15 protein-coding genes and 1 other annotated feature are annotated in these 16,549 nt (G+C 58.5%); of the genes, 11 read left to right on the top strand and 4 right to left on the bottom strand.

What is annotated here, in order from left to right:
• Positions 1-7 precede the first annotated feature (7 nt).
• Positions 8-111, bottom strand: a sequence feature (Trp leader region).
• A 252-nt stretch (positions 112-363) separates the two neighbouring features.
• The 6 genes from rnm (at position 364) to rluB (ending at position 5,002) form a co-directional block, all read left to right on the top strand.
• Positions 364-1,245, top strand: a complete 882-nt coding sequence (gene rnm, locus V8N38_RS13555; protein ID WP_147839884.1) for an RNase RNM — start codon at positions 364-366, stop codon at positions 1,243-1,245.
• Between the two features lie 47 nt (positions 1,246-1,292).
• The gene (locus tag V8N38_RS13550; protein WP_049232951.1) at positions 1,293-1,913 is read left to right on the top strand and encodes an L-threonylcarbamoyladenylate synthase; all 621 of its coding nucleotides are present in this window, start codon (positions 1,293-1,295) and stop codon (positions 1,911-1,913) included.
• Between the two features lie 115 nt (positions 1,914-2,028).
• On the top strand, positions 2,029-2,388 hold the full coding sequence (locus V8N38_RS13545; protein ID WP_016927523.1) for a Rap1a/Tai family immunity protein: 360 nt from the start codon (positions 2,029-2,031) through the stop codon (positions 2,386-2,388).
• A gap of 148 nt (positions 2,389-2,536) precedes the next feature.
• Positions 2,537-3,343 (top strand): alpha/beta fold hydrolase, encoded by an 807-nt coding sequence (locus tag V8N38_RS13540; RefSeq protein WP_147839885.1) that lies wholly within the window; start codon positions 2,537-2,539, stop codon positions 3,341-3,343.
• Between the two features lie 63 nt (positions 3,344-3,406).
• Complete coding sequence (locus tag V8N38_RS13535; protein WP_060439817.1) at positions 3,407-3,901, top strand: DinB family protein; 495 nt, start codon at positions 3,407-3,409, stop codon at positions 3,899-3,901.
• A 195-nt stretch (positions 3,902-4,096) separates the two neighbouring features.
• Positions 4,097-5,002: a 23S rRNA pseudouridine(2605) synthase RluB gene (gene rluB, locus V8N38_RS13530; protein ID WP_025303042.1), complete on the top strand. Its 906-nt coding sequence runs from the start codon at positions 4,097-4,099 to the stop codon at positions 5,000-5,002.
• A 38-nt stretch (positions 5,003-5,040) separates the two neighbouring features.
• Here rluB and cobO read toward each other — a convergent pair whose 3' ends face one another.
• The gene (cobO, locus tag V8N38_RS13525; protein ID WP_033647573.1) at positions 5,041-5,631 is read right to left on the bottom strand and encodes a cob(I)yrinic acid a,c-diamide adenosyltransferase; all 591 of its coding nucleotides are present in this window, start codon (positions 5,629-5,631) and stop codon (positions 5,041-5,043) included.
• Between the two features lie 13 nt (positions 5,632-5,644).
• Entirely contained in the window at positions 5,645-6,406 is a 762-nt protein-coding gene (locus V8N38_RS13520; protein ID WP_147839886.1) for a YciK family oxidoreductase, read from the bottom strand.
• A gap of 359 nt (positions 6,407-6,765) precedes the next feature.
• Between V8N38_RS13520 and sohB the strand changes: the two genes are divergently transcribed.
• Positions 6,766-7,812, top strand: a complete 1,047-nt coding sequence (gene sohB, locus V8N38_RS13515; RefSeq protein WP_147839887.1) for a protease SohB — start codon at positions 6,766-6,768, stop codon at positions 7,810-7,812.
• A gap of 51 nt (positions 7,813-7,863) precedes the next feature.
• Here sohB and V8N38_RS13510 read toward each other — a convergent pair whose 3' ends face one another.
• Entirely contained in the window at positions 7,864-8,115 is a 252-nt protein-coding gene (locus tag V8N38_RS13510; RefSeq protein ID WP_004930700.1) for a YciN family protein, read from the bottom strand.
• A 427-nt stretch (positions 8,116-8,542) separates the two neighbouring features.
• On the opposite strand from V8N38_RS13510, the gene topA reads away from it, so the two are divergent.
• From topA to acnA, 4 genes are all read left to right on the top strand, one after another.
• Positions 8,543-11,140 carry a type I DNA topoisomerase gene (gene topA, locus V8N38_RS13505; RefSeq protein ID WP_038881773.1) on the top strand — a complete coding sequence of 866 codons (2,598 nt, stop codon included), beginning with the start codon at positions 8,543-8,545 and terminating at the stop codon, positions 11,138-11,140.
• A 361-nt stretch (positions 11,141-11,501) separates the two neighbouring features.
• Positions 11,502-12,476: an HTH-type transcriptional regulator CysB gene (gene cysB, locus V8N38_RS13500; protein ID WP_004930690.1), complete on the top strand. Its 975-nt coding sequence runs from the start codon at positions 11,502-11,504 to the stop codon at positions 12,474-12,476.
• 100 nt (positions 12,477-12,576) lie between these two features.
• Complete coding sequence (locus tag V8N38_RS13495) at positions 12,577-12,813, top strand: hypothetical protein (protein WP_060424102.1); 237 nt, start codon at positions 12,577-12,579, stop codon at positions 12,811-12,813.
• Positions 12,814-13,036: 223 nt separating this feature from the next.
• A complete protein-coding gene (gene acnA / locus V8N38_RS13490) occupies positions 13,037-15,709 on the top strand; it encodes an aconitate hydratase AcnA (protein ID WP_147839888.1) in 2,673 nt (890 codons plus the stop codon).
• 57 nt (positions 15,710-15,766) lie between these two features.
• Here acnA and ribA read toward each other — a convergent pair whose 3' ends face one another.
• Complete coding sequence (gene ribA / locus V8N38_RS13485; protein ID WP_147839889.1) at positions 15,767-16,360, bottom strand: GTP cyclohydrolase II; 594 nt, start codon at positions 16,358-16,360, stop codon at positions 15,767-15,769.
• Between the last annotated feature and the right edge of the window lie 189 nt (positions 16,361-16,549).

The following is a 16,549-nucleotide window of genomic DNA, read 5'->3' as shown; positions in this document are numbered from 1 at the left end:
TCTGTCCATAAAAAAGCCCGCATCAGGTGCGGGCTCAGGAAATCTGCATTGTCAGATGACAGCTATGCGCGATTACACCGCCCGCAAGAGGGAGGTACGCCACCAACCGTGAAGAGAAATATATTTGTTCATTTGCCGACTCTCTCTGTTAACGTTCATCTGACACGGCCGTTGCCGTGAACTTGTGTACTAGTTAACTGGTTCGTGGCGGCAAAGTCAACCCTCTTTTTGCACAATGTTTTAGCGGTTAGCGTGAATTCTATTCATCATCCGCCTGGCGCCTGCGGCCAGGACAGAATAGATTTCCGTCCGGCCGCCGATCGCGGGTATGATAGAAATCCAAGCCATTGCCGGATAGCCGTTTTGACAGACAGTAACCCCCAATCGACCGCTTTGACTCTGTACGACCTCCACAGCCACACGACCGCCTCCGACGGCTACCTGACGCCGACGCAGCTGGTGCAGCGGGCGGTCGAGATGCGCGTGGGCGTGCTGGCGATCACCGATCACGATACCACCGCCGGGTTGGCCGAGGCCGCCGCCGCCATTGCGGAGCAGGCGTTGCCGCTGCGGTTGGTCAACGGGGTGGAAATCTCGACGCTGTGGGAAAATCATGAGATCCATATCGTTGGATTGGGCATGGACGTCGCGCACCCGGCGCTGGTGGCGCTATTGGCGGAACAAACCGAACGCCGCAATCGCCGTGCGCAGGAGATCGGCGTGCGTCTGGGCAAGGCGCGCATTCCCGACGCCTATGCCGGCGCCCAGCGGTTGGCGGGGGCCGGTGCGGTGACCCGCGGCCATTTCGCCCGTTACCTGGTGGAGATAGGCGTGGCGGACAACATGGCGCAGGTGTTCAAGAAATACCTGGCCAAGGGCAAAACCGGTTACGTGCCGCCGCAGTGGTGTACAATAGAACAAGCCATTGATGCGATTCATCAATCGGGCGGTCAGGCGGTGATGGCACATCCCGGCCGTTACGATCTGACCGCGAAGTGGCTGAAACGTTTGCTGGCGTATTTCGCCGAACACGGCGGCGACGCCATGGAAGTGGCGCAGTGTCAGCAGGCGCCGCATGAGCGCTCGCAATTGGCGAAATACGCCCAGGACTACCGCCTGTTGGCCTCGCAAGGCTCTGATTTTCATCAGCCTTGTTCGTGGATCGAACTGGGCCGCAAACTGTGGCTGCCGGGCGGCGTCGAGCCGGTGTGGCGCGATTGGCCGCAGCCGGGCGAGGCGGTCTGATTTTACGCGCGTGGCAACGCGCGCGGGCATCATTTTAGGAGCAAGTCATGAGTCAGCTTTTTTATATTCACCCGGACAACCCGCAGCCGCGTTTGATTAACCAGGCGGTTGACGTGCTGCGCAAGGGCGGGGTGATCGTTTATCCCACCGATTCCGGCTATGCGCTGGGTTGCATGCTGGAAGAGAAGGCGGCGATGGAGCGCATTTGCCGCATCCGTCAGTTGGACGGCAACCACAACTTTACCCTGATGTGCCGCGATCTTTCCGAGCTGTCGACCTATGCGCACGTCGATAATACGGCGTTCCGCCTGATCAAAAACAATACGCCGGGCAACTACACCTTTATTCTGAAAGCGACCAAAGAAGTGCCGCGCCGTCTGATGAATGACAAGCGCAAAACCATCGGCCTGCGCGTGCCGTCGAACCCGATCGCATTGGCGCTGCTGGAGGCGTTGAACGAGCCGATGATGTCCACCACGCTGATGCTGCCGGGCAATGACTTTGCCGAGTCCGATCCGGAAGAGATCAGCGATCATCTAGGCAAGGTGGTCGATCTGGTGATCCACGGCGGCTTCCTCGGCCAACAGCCGACGACGGTTATCGATCTGACCGAATCCTCACCGGAAGTGGTGCGTGAAGGGGCGGGTGACGCGGCGCCTTTCCGTTGATGTCAATTGTTGCCACCTTGCCCATTGTCTGAAAATCGGCTGAAGCGACGCTATTTCGCCTGAAAGCCGCTATTCTTGAATACTTCAGAATTGATAATGGGCAGGATGCGCAGCAATGATTAAACAGGTTTCTTTTTTAGCGGCCTTATTATTTTCCTCAATGGCAAATGCGGGGTTTTATTCGGGCAGCGGTTTGCTGGCGGAATCCGGCGGTTACGTAAAAAATAAAAGCGGTGAAGCCACCGTGGCCGAAGCGCTGAATGGCGGCATGTTCATGGGATACGTCGCCGGCGTATTCGATACCTACTCCATGCAGGGCAATCGCAATATTTGCCCCGAAGCCGGGATGAGCATCGGCGTAGCCGCCGACGCGGTGATGCAATATTTGAACGAGCATCCTGAGCAGCTGCATTATTCCGCACCGTCGGTGATCATGCTGGCGTTAAGCGCCGCCTATCCCTGCGTCCGCCATTAAGTTCCTATTCCAATTCGTGCGCATTTTTTCATAAGGTGCGCTCGGACTCTTTCCGCACGAACTTCAATAGATCAATGCCTGCTGCGCTGTCACTTTATCCCCGTCGGTATTTCCCGAACGGGTCGGGGAGAGACGCGCAGGAGGTAATATGACCGCATTTCACAGCGCCAACATGATGCTCGACTATCAGGATATCGGCTCAGGGCCGCTCACACTGGTGTTGCTGCCCGGCTGGTGCGAACCGAAAACCGTATTCGAACCGTTTATCGCCTTGGCGGCCGAGCGCTATCGGGTGATCAGCATCGATTGGCGCGGCCACGGCCTGTCGTCAAAAGCGGCGGGGATGTCGCTGGCGGCGGACGATTTGCTGGAAGATGTGCGTCAGCTGCTGACGGCGCTGCGTTTGGACAACGTGAGCACCCTGTCGGTGGCGCACGCCAGCTGGCTGGCGGTGGCGCTGGCCGAAGCATTGCCGCAGCGGGTACGGGGCATGGTGTTTCTCGACTGGATCATGACGCAGCCGGAGCCGGCGTTCTTTACGGCGGTGAGCCGTATGCAGCAGCCGCAGCAGTGGCTGGCGGCGCGCGACGCCTTGTTCGACTTCTGGCAGGGCGGCATCCGCCACGATCGGGTCAAACGCCATCTGGAGGTCGAGATGGCGCAGGAAGATTACCGGCTCTGGCGTGCCGCCGGTGTGGCCATCGAACAGGCCTACCGGCAATTCGGCTCGCCGCTGCAACGCCTGGCGGGAATGAGCGCGCCGCCGCCGTGCCGGCATATTTACTCGTTGGATCGCCGCGACGACTATCTGCGGCAGCAGCAGGCATTTGCCGCCGAGCAGCCGTTTTTCTCCGTGGTACGGTTAGGGGAGGCTCGTACTCACCTCGGCATTCTGGAACGGCCCGACGCGGTGCTGTGGGCGGTGGAGGATTTTTTGTCCATCGCCCTAAAATAACAGGATGGCGCTATTATACTGGCTGTCGAAATCGTTACGGCACCCCTGAATTAAGAGGTCATAATGTCATTGAAAAAGCACTTGGAGCAACTGTTCAATTATAAGCAATGGGCGGATGCGGAGGCCTTCGCCGCCATTCGAAAAGTGGACGCCGATGCTTGGCCTAAGCAGCGTCATTTGATGCTTCGCTTGATGAATCATATCTATGTCGTCGATCAGATTTTTATCGCCAATTTGCAAGGACAACGCCATGGCTATACGGCGTTGAACACCCAAGAAACCCCAACGTTGGAAGCGCTGGAAGAGGCGATGTTGGCCAGCGATCGTCGCTACCTCGCGTATATCGCTTCGCTGAGCGAAGCGCAACTGGATGAGCGCATTCATTTTACCTTCGTCGACGGCGGCCCTGGGGATATGCTGCGACGGGAAATGTTGGCGCACGTTGAACACCATGGCTGCTACCACCGTGGTGCGGTGGGATGGCTGATTACTGAAAGTGCTGTCAAAGCGCCACAGGATGTTTTGACCGTGTTTGTACGCGATGGGGGTGTAGCTTAATCGTCGAACGCTATACCAACATAACGCAGACAGGAGATGCGGTGGCCGAAACCCACCGATAAAGTGGGTTTCAACACCTTAGAAAGCCTGTATAATGCGCGGTTCGATCCTGATAAACGTATTATTACCGTGGTGGCGCTTGGCCGCGGCGGTTATCCCCCCGACGCCTGTGAAGGCGACATTAGAGGTTGCTCAATGAGCGAAAAGTTACAGAAAGTTTTAGCGCGCGCCGGGCATGGCTCGCGTCGTGAAATCGAAACCATGATTGAAGCCGGGCGCGTCAGCGTCGACGGCAAGGTCGCCAAGCTGGGCGATCGCGTTGAAGTGACGCCGGCGATGAAAATTCGTCTGGACGGTCATGTCCTGTCGATCAAAGAATCCGAAGAGGTGGTTTGCCGGGTGCTGGCTTACTACAAACCGGAAGGCGAGCTGTGTACCCGCAGCGATCCTGAAGGCCGCCCGACGGTGTTCGATCGCTTGCCGAAGCTACGCGGTTCGCGCTGGGTGGCGGTAGGGCGACTGGACGTCAACACCTCCGGTCTGCTGCTGTTCACCACCGATGGCGAACTGGCCAACCGTCTGATGCACCCGAGCCGTGAAGTGGAGCGCGAGTACGCGGTACGCGTGTTCGGCCAGGTTGACGATGCGAAAGTGAAGCAGCTGAGCAAGGGTGTGCAGCTGGAAGACGGCCCGGCCGCCTTCCGCACCATCAGCTTCCAGGGCGGAGAAGGCCTCAACCAGTGGTACAACGTGACCCTGACCGAAGGCCGTAACCGTGAAGTGCGTCGCCTGTGGGAAGCGGTGGGTGTGCAGGTGAGCCGCCTGATCCGCGTGCGCTACGGCGACATCGATCTGCCGAAAGGCCTGCCGCGCGGCGGCTGGGCCGAGCTGGATCTGCCGGCGATCAACTACCTGCGCGAGCTGGTGGAATTGAAGCCGGAAACGGTCAGCAAAATGCCGGTGGAGCGTGAACGCCGCCGCGTGAAGGCCAACCAGATCCGCCGCGCGGTCAAGCGCCACTCTCAGGTGGCCGGCAGCGGCCGCCGCAGTGCGCCAGGCAGCAAGCCGGGTAAACCGGGCAAGCCAAGCAAACGCAGCTAATCCCTCATTCTGGCCCCGTTCGGGGCCAGAACTTTTTGTTACCAATCGATCCCCTGTTGCGCCTTCACGCCTGCATCGAACGCGTGTTTCACCGGCCGCATCTCCGTGACCGTATCCGCCAGTTCCAGCAGATCGCGATGGCAACCGCGCCCGGTCAAGATCACCGTTTGGTGCGCAGGGCGCTCCAGCAACGCTGCCTTCAGCTCTTCCAGTTCCAGATAGCCATAGGTCAGCATGTAGGTTACTTCGTCCAGCAGCACCAGATCCAGGCTGCTGTCGGCCAGCATGCGTTTGCCGTGCTGCCACACCGCCTGACAGGCGGCGGTATCACCGGCTTTATTCTGCGTCTCCCAGGTAAAACCGGTGGCCATCACCTGGAATTCAACGCCGTGTTGCTGCAGCAGGTTTTTTTCGCCATTGGGCCACTCGCCCTTGATGAACTGGATCACCCCGGCGCGCATGCCGTGGCCAACCGCCCGGGTGACGGTGCCGAAGGCGGCCGTGGTTTTACCCTTGCCGTTGCCGGTAAACACCAGCAGCAGGCCGCGCGTGTCCTGCGCGGCGGCGATGCGGGCATCGACCTGTTCTTTCAGGCGCTGCTGGCGCTGTTGATGACGATCTTCCGCCATGAAACGCTCCTTATTATTCGGCCGCGCCGGGTTTACGGTTCGGCTGCGCGTCGAAGCTCATGCCGGTTTTGCGGCGGCTGTCTTCGCCCATCAGATACAGATACAGCGGCATGATATCGGCCGGGGTTTTCAGCTTGTTCTTGTCTTCGTGCGGGAAGGCAGATGCGCGCATTTTGGTGCGGGTGCCGCCCGGATTGATGCAGTTCACCCGCAAATTGCGGTTTTTATACTCGTCGGCCAACACCTGCATCATGCCCTCGGTGGCGAACTTCGACACCGCATAGGCACCCCAGTCTGCGCGGCCGGTGCGCCCGACGCTGGAACTGGTGAACACCAGCGAACCGGCGTGGGATTTCAGCAGCAGCGGCAGCAGCGCCTGAGTCAGCATAAAGGTGGCGTTGACGTTAACCTGCATCACCTCTTGCCACATGGTCATCGACAGGTCGGCCATCGGCGCGATGTCGCCGAGCAGGCCGGCGTTGTGCAGAACGCCGTCAAGGCGGGGGATCTGGCTCGCCAGATCGTCGGCTATCTGCCAGCATTGCTCCGGAGTGGCGTGCAGCAAGTCCAGTGTCACCACTAAGGCCGGGGCGCCGCCCTGGGCCGCTATCTCTTGTTGTACCGCCAGCAGCTTGCTCTCGGTGCGCCCCAGCAGCACCAACTGAGCGCCGAAGCGCGCGTAGGTCAGCGCCGCTTCACGGCCGATGCCGTCGCCAGCGCCGGTGACCAAAATGATACGTTGTTCGAGCAGATCTTGTTTGGGTTGGTAATGCACGATAAATCCTCGCCTGGGTGGCTGTTCTCCCGTGAATATCGGGGAGCAAGGGTGAAACGCGCGGCCGGGGCGGGAGCGAAGGCTCGACCGTCTGCGGGCCGCGCAGCGAATCCGTCTCATCGTATTGATGAATAATGGGTGTTATATGCCTTAATCCGTGGGCATTTTCAATGCGTAGCAGGCTGAAATGGCATTCTTTTGTAACAAAAGCACGGCGGCGGCGCCTTGGTTCGGCCTTGAATCGTCCCCATAGTGATGATCCGTGCGCAATGAATTTTCATTTAGCCGCGACAGCAGCCGCTGCGGTTGGCTAAAATGGAAAGAAGCATACTAACAACCTGTAAATAAAGGCGGAATCTGTGGAGTTTATATCTGTTTATGGCCTGTTTCTGGCCAAGGTCGCCACGGTGGTGCTCGCCATCGCCGCGTTGGCCATCCTGGCGGTCAGTTTGGGGCAACGCAAGAACCGCCAGAAAGGGGAGCTGCAGCTGACCGATCTCGGTGAACAGTATCGCGAGATGCAGCGTGATATGCGCCTGGCGCGTATGGATACCGCCGAGCAGAAGGTCTGGCTGAAACAGTTCAAGAAGCAGACCAAGGCCGACGACAAGCTGAAGAAGCAGCGCGCCAAGTCCGGCGCGGTGGAAGTGACTAAGCCGTGCCTGTATGTGCTGGACTTCAAGGGCAGCATGGACGCGCACGAGGTGACCTCGCTGCGCGAAGAGATCTCGGCGGTGCTGGCGGTAGCGTCGGCGCAGGATGAAGTTCTGTTGCGCCTGGAAAGCCCGGGCGGGGTGGTGCACGGCTACGGCCTGGCGGCCTCGCAGCTGGAGCGCCTGCGCAAAGGCGGCATTCGCCTGACGGTAGCGGTGGATAAAGTGGCGGCCAGCGGCGGCTACATGATGGCCTGCGTCGCGGATCGCATCGTGGCGGCGCCGTTCGCCATCATCGGCTCCATCGGCGTGGTGGCGCAGATCCCGAACTTCCACCGCCTGCTGAAGAAGAACGACATCGACGTGGAGCTGCACACTGCCGGGCAATTCAAACGCACGCTGACGCTGTTTGGCGAAAACACCGAGCAGGGGCGCGAGAAGTTCCGCGAAGATCTGAACGAAACCCACGAGCTGTTCAAGCGCTTCGTGCATGAGCAGCGCCCGTCGCTGGACATCGACAGCGTCGCCACCGGTGAGCACTGGTTCGGTTCACAGGCGAAAGAGAAGGGGCTGATCGACGCCATCGGCACCAGCGATGACTTGCTGATCGCCGAGCTGGACAACCACGAAGTGATCGCCGTGCGCTATACGCGCCGCAAACGCCTGATGGATCGCTTAACCGGCAGCGCGGTGGAAAGCGTCGATCGCTTGCTGTTGCGCTGGTGGCAGCGTGGTGAAAAGCCGCTGCTGTAACGGCGGCGATAGCGTGAATCAACGGGGGCCAACTGCCCCCGTTTTCTTTTCTCAATCGACCAGGTGGTATTTTTCCGAAAGCAGATGGGCCAAGTGTTTAAACATATTAAATACCGCGGTGGTTTTGGCGGTGGGCAATCCATCGGCATCCAAAAAGTATTCGCCGCGGAAAACTAAAACGCCGCTTTTTTGTTCAACGTCGGTGGCGATCATGCCGTGCAGATAATCTTCGTGTTGGCGGATGATGTTATTTGCTTCCGCCAGCAGGGCCTCGCGGCCGATAGGGGCAGTATTTGTGCGCATTTATTAGACTCCAAACTAAAAACTCTGCGCATATTCTAACGCCGGTTCGCTTTTATCCGCAAACCGACTAAGGTTTATTTGCCGTCTGGATGGCCATGGGCGGCCGCCGGTTGGCGAAATCGGTCTTTCCGTGCTAATTAGGTTGCGTGACGCTTTTTATCAGGTACAGTGTGGGATTTTGCGGCGTCGGGTGGAAGGTTTTGTTTACGCCATGAATAAAACTCACACAGCCATACTTCTGGGGCATGGGTGAATAGCAGGCAGGATCAACAAGTTGCGTTCAGGTTGAGCAGTTGGGCAACCAAAAGAAAAAAATCTGTTGATCTCTTGCCAGACTGCCGCAATATAAAAAAAGAGACACGAATTGCCGCGGCACGGCGAGATAAAAGACTTCTTTTTAGAAGAAATAAATTAGGTAAAGGTAAATATGGGTAAAGCTCTCGTAATAGTTGAGTCCCCGGCAAAAGCCAAAACTATTAATAAATATTTAGGAAGTGACTACGTGGTGAAGTCCAGCGTCGGTCATATCCGTGATTTGCCGACCAGTGGCTCAGCCAGCAAAAAGAGCGCTGACTCAACCGAAGACAAAGCCAAGAAAAAAGTTAAAAAAGATGAGAAGGCGGCGCTGGTAAATCGCATGGGCGTCGACCCTTACCACGGCTGGAAAGCGCATTATGAAATCCTGCCGGGTAAAGAAAAAGTGGTCGCCGAGTTAAAATCGTTGGCGGAAAACGCCGACCACATTTATCTCGCAACCGACCTTGACCGCGAAGGGGAAGCCATCGCCTGGCACCTGCGGGAAGTGATCGGTGGGGATGACAAACGCTTTAGCCGCGTGGTGTTTAACGAAATCACCAAAAACGCGATCCAGCAGGCGTTCAAACAGCCGGGCGAGCTGAACATTGACCGCGTCAACGCGCAGCAGGCGCGCCGGTTTATGGACCGCGTGGTGGGCTATATGGTCTCGCCACTGCTGTGGAAGAAAATCGCCCGCGGCCTGTCCGCCGGCCGCGTGCAGTCGGTGGCGGTGCGCCTGGTGGTTGAGCGCGAGCGCGATATCAAGGCCTTCGTGCCGGAAGAGTACTGGGAGCTGCATGCCGATCTGCTGGCGAAGGGCGAAACCGCGCTGCAGATGGAAGTGACCCATGCGCACGACAAACCGTTCAAGCCGGTCAACCGCGAGCAGACTCACGCCGCGGTCAAACTGCTGGAAAAAGCCCGTTACACGGTGCTGGATCGCGAAGACAAACCGACCAGCAGCAAACCGGGCGCGCCTTTCATTACCTCCACGCTGCAACAGGCCGCCAGCACCCGCCTGAGCTTCGGCGTGAAGAAAACCATGATGATGGCGCAACGGCTGTATGAAGCCGGCCACATCACCTATATGCGTACCGATTCCACCAACCTGAGCCAGGATGCGCTCAACATGGTGCGTGGCTACATCGGCGACAACTTCGGCGATAAATACCTGCCGAAGGCGCCGAATCAGTACAGCAGCAAAGAGAATTCGCAGGAAGCGCACGAAGCGATCCGACCTTCGGACGTGAACGTGCTCGCCGAGCAGTTGAAAGACATGGAGGCGGACGCGCAGAAGCTGTATCAGCTGATCTGGCGCCAGTTCGTCGCTTGCCAGATGACGCCGGCGCAATACGATTCCACCACGCTGACGGTGAAGGCCGGCGATTATCAGCTGCGCGCCAAGGGTCGTACGCTGCGCTTTGACGGCTGGACCAAGGTGATGCCGGCGCTGCGCAAGGGCGATGAAGATCGCACCCTGCCATACGTCGAAATCGGCAGCGAGCTGGATCTGCAGAAACTGATCCCGAGCCAGCACTTCACCAAGCCGCCGGCGCGTTACAGCGAAGCCTCGCTGGTGAAAGAGCTGGAAAAACGCGGTATCGGCCGTCCGTCCACCTATGCCTCCATCATCTCGACCATTCAGGATCGCGGTTATGTGCGGGTGGAAAGCCGCCGCTTCTATGCCGAGAAAATGGGCGAGATCGTCACCGATCGCCTGGAAGAAAACTTCCGCGAGCTGATGAACTATGACTTCACCGCGCGCATGGAAGACGGTCTCGATGAGGTTGCCAACAACCAGGCCGAGTGGAAAGCGGTGCTGGACGAGTTCTTCGTCGACTTCAGCGAGCAGCTGGAAACGGCGGAGAAAGATCCGGAAGAAGGCGGCATGCGGCCTAACCAGATGGTGATGACCAGCATCGACTGCCCGACCTGCGGCCGCAAGATGGGTATCCGTACTGCCAGCACCGGCGTGTTCCTCGGCTGTTCCGGCTACGCGCTGCCGCCGAAGGAGCGCTGCAAAACCACCATCAATCTGGTGCCTGAAGCGGAAGTGCTCAACATCCTCGAAGGCGACGACGCGGAAACCAACGCGCTGCGCGCCCGCCGTCGCTGCAAGAAATGCGGTACGGCAATGGACAGCTACCTGATCGACAACCAGCGCAAGCTGCACGTTTGCGGTAACAACCCGGCGTGTGACGGCTATGAAATCGAAGAGGGCGAGTTCCGTCTGAAAGGCTACGATGGCCCGGTGGTGGAGTGCGACAAGTGCGGCTCGGAAATGCACCTGAAAATGGGGCGTTTCGGCAAGTACATGGGCTGTACCAACGAGAACTGTAAAAACACCCGCAAGATCCTGCGTAACGGCGATGTCGCGCCGCCGAAGGAAGATCCGGTGCCGTTGCCGGAGCTGCCGTGCGAGAAGTCCGACGCCTATTTCGTGCTGCGTGACGGCGCTGCCGGCGTGTTCCTGGCGGCCAACACCTTCCCTAAATCGCGCGAGACCCGTGCGCCGCTGGTGGAAGAGCTGGCTCGCTTCAAGGATCGCCTGCCGGAGAAGCTGCGCTATCTGGCCGATGCGCCGGTGGCGGATGCCGAAGGCAATAAAACGCTGGTGCGTTTCAGCCGTAAAACCAAACAGCAGTACGTCTCTTCTGAAAAAGATGGCAAGGCGACCGGTTGGTCCGCGTTCTACGTGGACGGCAAGTGGGTCGAAGGCAAGAAGTAAGGCCGCTGTCCTGCCAGTAAGATGAAAAACCAGCCCCGGCGGCTGGTTTTTTTATTGGTGAAAAGGGACAAACGGATCTATCCTTTGCTGTTTTTATCCCTCCGCCACCGCCGTTTCACGTTGATACCAATGCAAAATAATCGTTATCATAGTGTGACGCGGATCTATACTTGAAGCTGCAACGTGGTATAGTGGTTATATAAAAAGTTTTTTTATTATTAAAGCTTATTAACAACGGCGTTTTCTTCACCATCAGGGTAAAACACGGTGTTTATGGCTTGTGACTTTCAGCATACCGGGGCGACACCGATATACCTGGCTGCGGGTAAGCCGCAGTGTTTAACCTAGGATGGTATAAGATATGAAATTGCAGCAGCTTCGTTACATTGTGGAAGTGGTTAACCACAACCTGAATGTCTCCTCGACGGCAGAAGGGCTCTATACCTCGCAACCCGGCATCAGTAAGCAGGTGCGCATGCTCGAAGATGAGCTGGGCATCCAGATTTTCGCCCGCAGCGGCAAACACCTGACTCAGGTCACCCCGGCCGGCCAGGAAATCATTCGCATTGCACGTGAAGTGCTGTCCAAGGTCGACGCCATCAAAGCCGTCGCCGGTGAACACACCTACCCGGACAAAGGCTCGCTGTACGTCGCCACCACGCATACACAGGCCCGCTACGCCTTGCCCAACGTAATCAAAGGCTTCATCGAGCGTTACCCGCGCGTCTCGCTGCACATGCATCAGGGCTCGCCGACGCAGATCGCCGAAGCGGTCTCCAAAGGGACCGCCGATTTCGCCATCGCTACCGAAGCGCTGCACCTGTACGACGATCTCATCATGCTGCCGTGCTACCACTGGAACCGCGCGGTAGTCGTGAAGCCCGATCATCCTTTGGCGGGCAAAAGCAGCATCAGCATTGAAGAGCTGGCGGCTTACCCGATCGTCACTTACACCTTCGGCTTTACCGGGCGTTCGGAGTTGGATACCGCCTTCAACCGCGCCGGCCTGACGCCGCGCATTGTCTTTACCGCCACCGACGCCGACGTGATCAAAACCTACGTGCGTCTGGGATTGGGGGTGGGGGTGATCGCCAGCATGGCGGTGGATCCGGTGCAGGATCCGGATCTGGTGACGGTGGATGCGCGTGATATCTTCACCTACAGCACCACCAAGATCGGTTTCCGCCGCAGCACCTTCCTGCGCAGCTACATGTACGACTTCATTCAGCGCTTCGCGCCGCACCTGACGCGCGATGTGGTCGACAGCGCGGTGGCGCTGCGCTCCAACGAAGAGATCGAAGCGATGTTCAAGGACATCAAACTGCCGATTAAGTAACCATCGACGATATCAAATCAATCCCGGTTAGGCGCCTGCCTAACCGGGTTTTTTTTAGCCCGGAAATCCGTACTGATTACCGTAAATGCGTGGTATCACGATGAAAAAAAGTCTCTGGATTGTTCTGTTCTTGTTGCTCACCCTTTTGTTGCTGCGCTACCTACCAGACGGCATTTTCGACAGCTTCGTTTCCAACAACATAGAAATTAGCGGTGATGGTGAAATAGGGATGAATAATTTCGACTCGGTTGTCATTGCCATTAAATTGGGTGTCTCTGCCATCATTGCGGCGGTTGTCCTAATAGTCTGTCGCCGCCTGGTGCGTAAACCCCGCTAAAGCCGCGAGATCTTCTCTGCCAAAACGCCGCCTCGTCGCGGCGTTTTTGTTGACGCATTGCCTAACCCCTTGGTGGCGCTCGCACTTCCTTCCCGCTGATTGTTCCCGCCTATCGTTGTGATCAAATCGTGTTGTTATCAAAACGTTAACTTATCTTTGTGGTATCTTTAAACAAGACCTCACTGATTACCCTGTTTTAGTCACAATAAGAAATGGAGGAGCTATGTCGTCCGATCTTCGTGAAACAAGTCTGGATAAGCTGGTTGCGCTGAATAGCGAGTATTACTACTACAGCCTGCCGCTGGCGGCGAAGCAGCTGGGTGATATCGACCGGTTGCCGAAATCAATGAAAGTGCTGTTGGAGAACCTGCTGCGCCATGTGGATGGTGACACCGTGCAGGTTGACGACCTCAAGGCCATCGTTGCCTGGCTGCAAACCGGCCATGCTGACCGTGAGATCGCCTACCGTCCGGCGCGCGTGCTGATGCAGGATTTTACCGGCGTACCGGCGGTGGTGGATCTGGCGGCGATGCGCGAAGCGGTACGGCGGCTGGGCGGCAACGTCGACCAAGTGAACCCGCTGTCGCCGGTGGATCTGGTGATTGACCACTCGGTTACCGTCGATGAATTTGGCGATGACAACGCCTTTGAAGACAACGTGCGTATCGAAATGCAGCGCAACCACGAGCGCTACACCTTTTTGCGCTGGGGGCAGAAAGCCTTCAACCGCTTCCGCGTAGTGCCGCCGGGCACCGGCATCTGTCACCAGGTTAACCTTGAATACCTTGGCCAAACGGTCTGGCACAGCGACGAAAGCGGCCGCCGCGTGGCTTATCCCGATACGCTGGTGGGCACCGATTCCCACACCACCATGATCAACGGCCTCGGCATCCTCGGCTGGGGCGTCGGCGGCATCGAAGCGGAAGCGGCGATGCTGGGCCAGCCGGTGTCGATGCTGATCCCGGACGTGGTCGGCTTCAAGCTGACGGGCAAGCTCCGCGAGGGCATTACCGCCACCGACCTGGTGTTGACCGTGACCCAAATGCTGCGCAAGCACGGCGTTGTCGGCAAGTTCGTCGAGTTTTACGGCGACGGGCTGGCCGATCTGCCGCTGGCGGACCGGGCAACCATCGCCAACATGTCGCCGGAGTTCGGCGCCACCTGCGGTTTCTTCCCGGTGGATGACGTTACGCTCGGCTATATGAAGCTCAGCGGCCGCAGCGCCGAACAAATCGCACTGGTGGAAGCCTACGCCAAAGCGCAGGGCATGTGGCGTAACCCGGGTGATGAACCGGTCTTCACCAGCTCGCTGGCGCTGGACATGTCAACCGTGGAAGCCAGCCTCGCCGGGCCGAAACGCCCGCAGGATCGCGTTGCGCTGCCGAATGTGCCGCAGGCGTTCAAGGCTGCCACCGAGCTGGATATCGGGGAGCACCAGGCCAATACCGACAGCAAAACCTTTACGCTGGACGGGCAGCAGCACGAACTGCGCGACGGCGCGGTGGTGATCGCGGCGATCACCTCCTGCACCAACACCTCCAACCCGAGCGTGATGATGGCGGCCGGCCTGCTGGCGAAAAATGCCGTCAAGAAAGGGCTGCGCAGCAAACCCTGGGTAAAAACCTCGCTGGCGCCGGGATCCAAAGTGGTAACCGACTACTTCGACAGCGCCAAACTCACCGCCTATCTGGAAGAGCTGGGGTTCAACCTGGTGGGGTATGGCTGCACCACCTGTATCGGTAACTCCGGCCCGCTGCCGGATCCGATCGAGCAGGCGATCAAAGAGGGCGATCTGACCGTGGGCGCGGTGCTGTCGGGCAACCGCAACTTCGAAGGGCGTATTCACCCGCTGGTGAAAACCAACTGGCTGGCCTCGCCGCCGCTGGTGGTGGCTTATGCGCTGGCGGGCAGTATGAAGATTGACCTGACCAAAGAGCCGCTGGGCGAGGGCAACGACGGTCAACCGGTCTACCTGAAGGATATCTGGCCGAGCAGCCAGGACATCGCTCAGGCGGTGGAAGAAGTGCGCACCGAGATGTTCCATAAGGAATACGGCGAAGTGTTCGACGGCGACGCCAACTGGCAGGCGATCCAGGTGGCCGGTTCGGCAACCTATCAGTGGCAGGAGGATTCTACCTATATCCGCCATCCGCCGTTCTTCAGCACCATGAAGGTGAAACCGGATCCGGTGCAGGACATCAAAGACGCGCGCATTCTGGCGATTCTGGCTGATTCGGTGACCACCGACCACATCTCGCCGGCGGGCAACATCAAGCGCGACAGCCCGGCGGGGCGCTACCTGAGCGAGCACGGCGTGGCGCAGCAGGATTTCAACTCCTACGGCTCGCGCCGCGGCAACCACGAAGTGATGATGCGCGGCACCTTCGCCAACATCCGCATCCGCAACGAAATGGTGCCGGGCGTGGAAGGCGGTTATACCCGCCATATTCCGTCGCAGCAGCAGCTGTCTATCTACGATGCCGCCATGCAGTATCAGCAGGAGAAGGTGCCGCTGGCGGTGATCGCCGGTAAAGAGTACGGTTCCGGCTCCAGCCGCGACTGGGCGGCGAAAGGGCCGCGCTTGCTGGGCGTGCGGGTGGTGATTGCCGAGTCCTTCGAGCGTATCCACCGCTCCAACCTGATTGGCATGGGGATTTTGCCGCTGGAGTTCCCGCAAGGGGTGACGCGCAAAACCCTGGGGCTGACCGGGGATGAGCAGATCAGCGTCGGCGGCCTGCAGCAGCTGCAGCCGGGCCAGACGGTGCCGGTGCATATCACCTATGCCGACGGGCGTAAGGAAGTGATCGAAACCCGTTGCCGCATCGATACCGGCAATGAGCTGACCTACTACGAAAACGACGGCATCCTGCACTATGTGATCAGGAAAATGCTGTGATTAAGCAATAAAAAAGGGCGCCGCAAGGCGCCCTGATTGTATCCGCCGCGGCGGCGATCACTTCTGGTCGAGCAAATGGCCCATTTTGGCGGCCTTGGTCGCCAGGTAGTGTTCGTTCTTCGGGTTGCGGCCGACGATCAGCGGCACGCGCTCGCTGATGTTGATGCCGGCTTCGGTCAGGATCTCGACCTTTTTCGGGTTGTTGGTTAGCAAACGCACCGCGTCGACGCCCAGCAGTTTGAAAATGTCGGCGCACAGGGTGAAGTCGCGCTCGTCGGCGGCGAAGCCGAGCTGGTGGTTGGCTTCCACGGTGTCTGCGCCCTTATCCTGCAGGGCATAGGCGCGGATCTTGTTCAACAGGCCGATATTGCGGCCCTCCTGGCGATGATAAAGCAGGATGCCGCGGCCTTCTTCGGCGATCTGCTCCAGCGCGGCTTCCAGTTGAAAACCGCAGTCGCAGCGCAGGCTGAACAGAGCATCGCCGGTCAGACATTCGGAATGCACGCGCGCGAGCACCGGCGCTTCGCCGGAAATATCACCGAATACCAGCGCCAGATGGTCATGCCCGGTCGCCAGTTCTTCGAATCCTACCATCAGGAAATCGCCCCAAGGTGTCGGCAGTTTAGCCTCTGCCACCCGTTTAAGCTGCATGTCACTCTCCACAAAAGCGTACGATTCAATCATTGTCGCGCATCCTAAGTCCGGTTCGGTAAATTGACCAAGACTAAAACGTGCTACGCCGATCTCTATTTCGTTAATTATCGGCTATTTTGCCACAACTTCTTGCCGGGCGGTGCTCAGCAAACCAGCAGATGGCGTTTTCTGGCCACCTATTATTGC

The sequence above is a fragment of the Serratia nevei genome (assembly GCF_037948395.1).
GTDB lineage: Bacteria > Pseudomonadota > Gammaproteobacteria > Enterobacterales > Enterobacteriaceae > Serratia > Serratia nevei.
The sequence above is the reverse complement of the archived record's forward strand: the minus strand, read 5'-3'. Positions and strand labels throughout refer to the sequence as shown.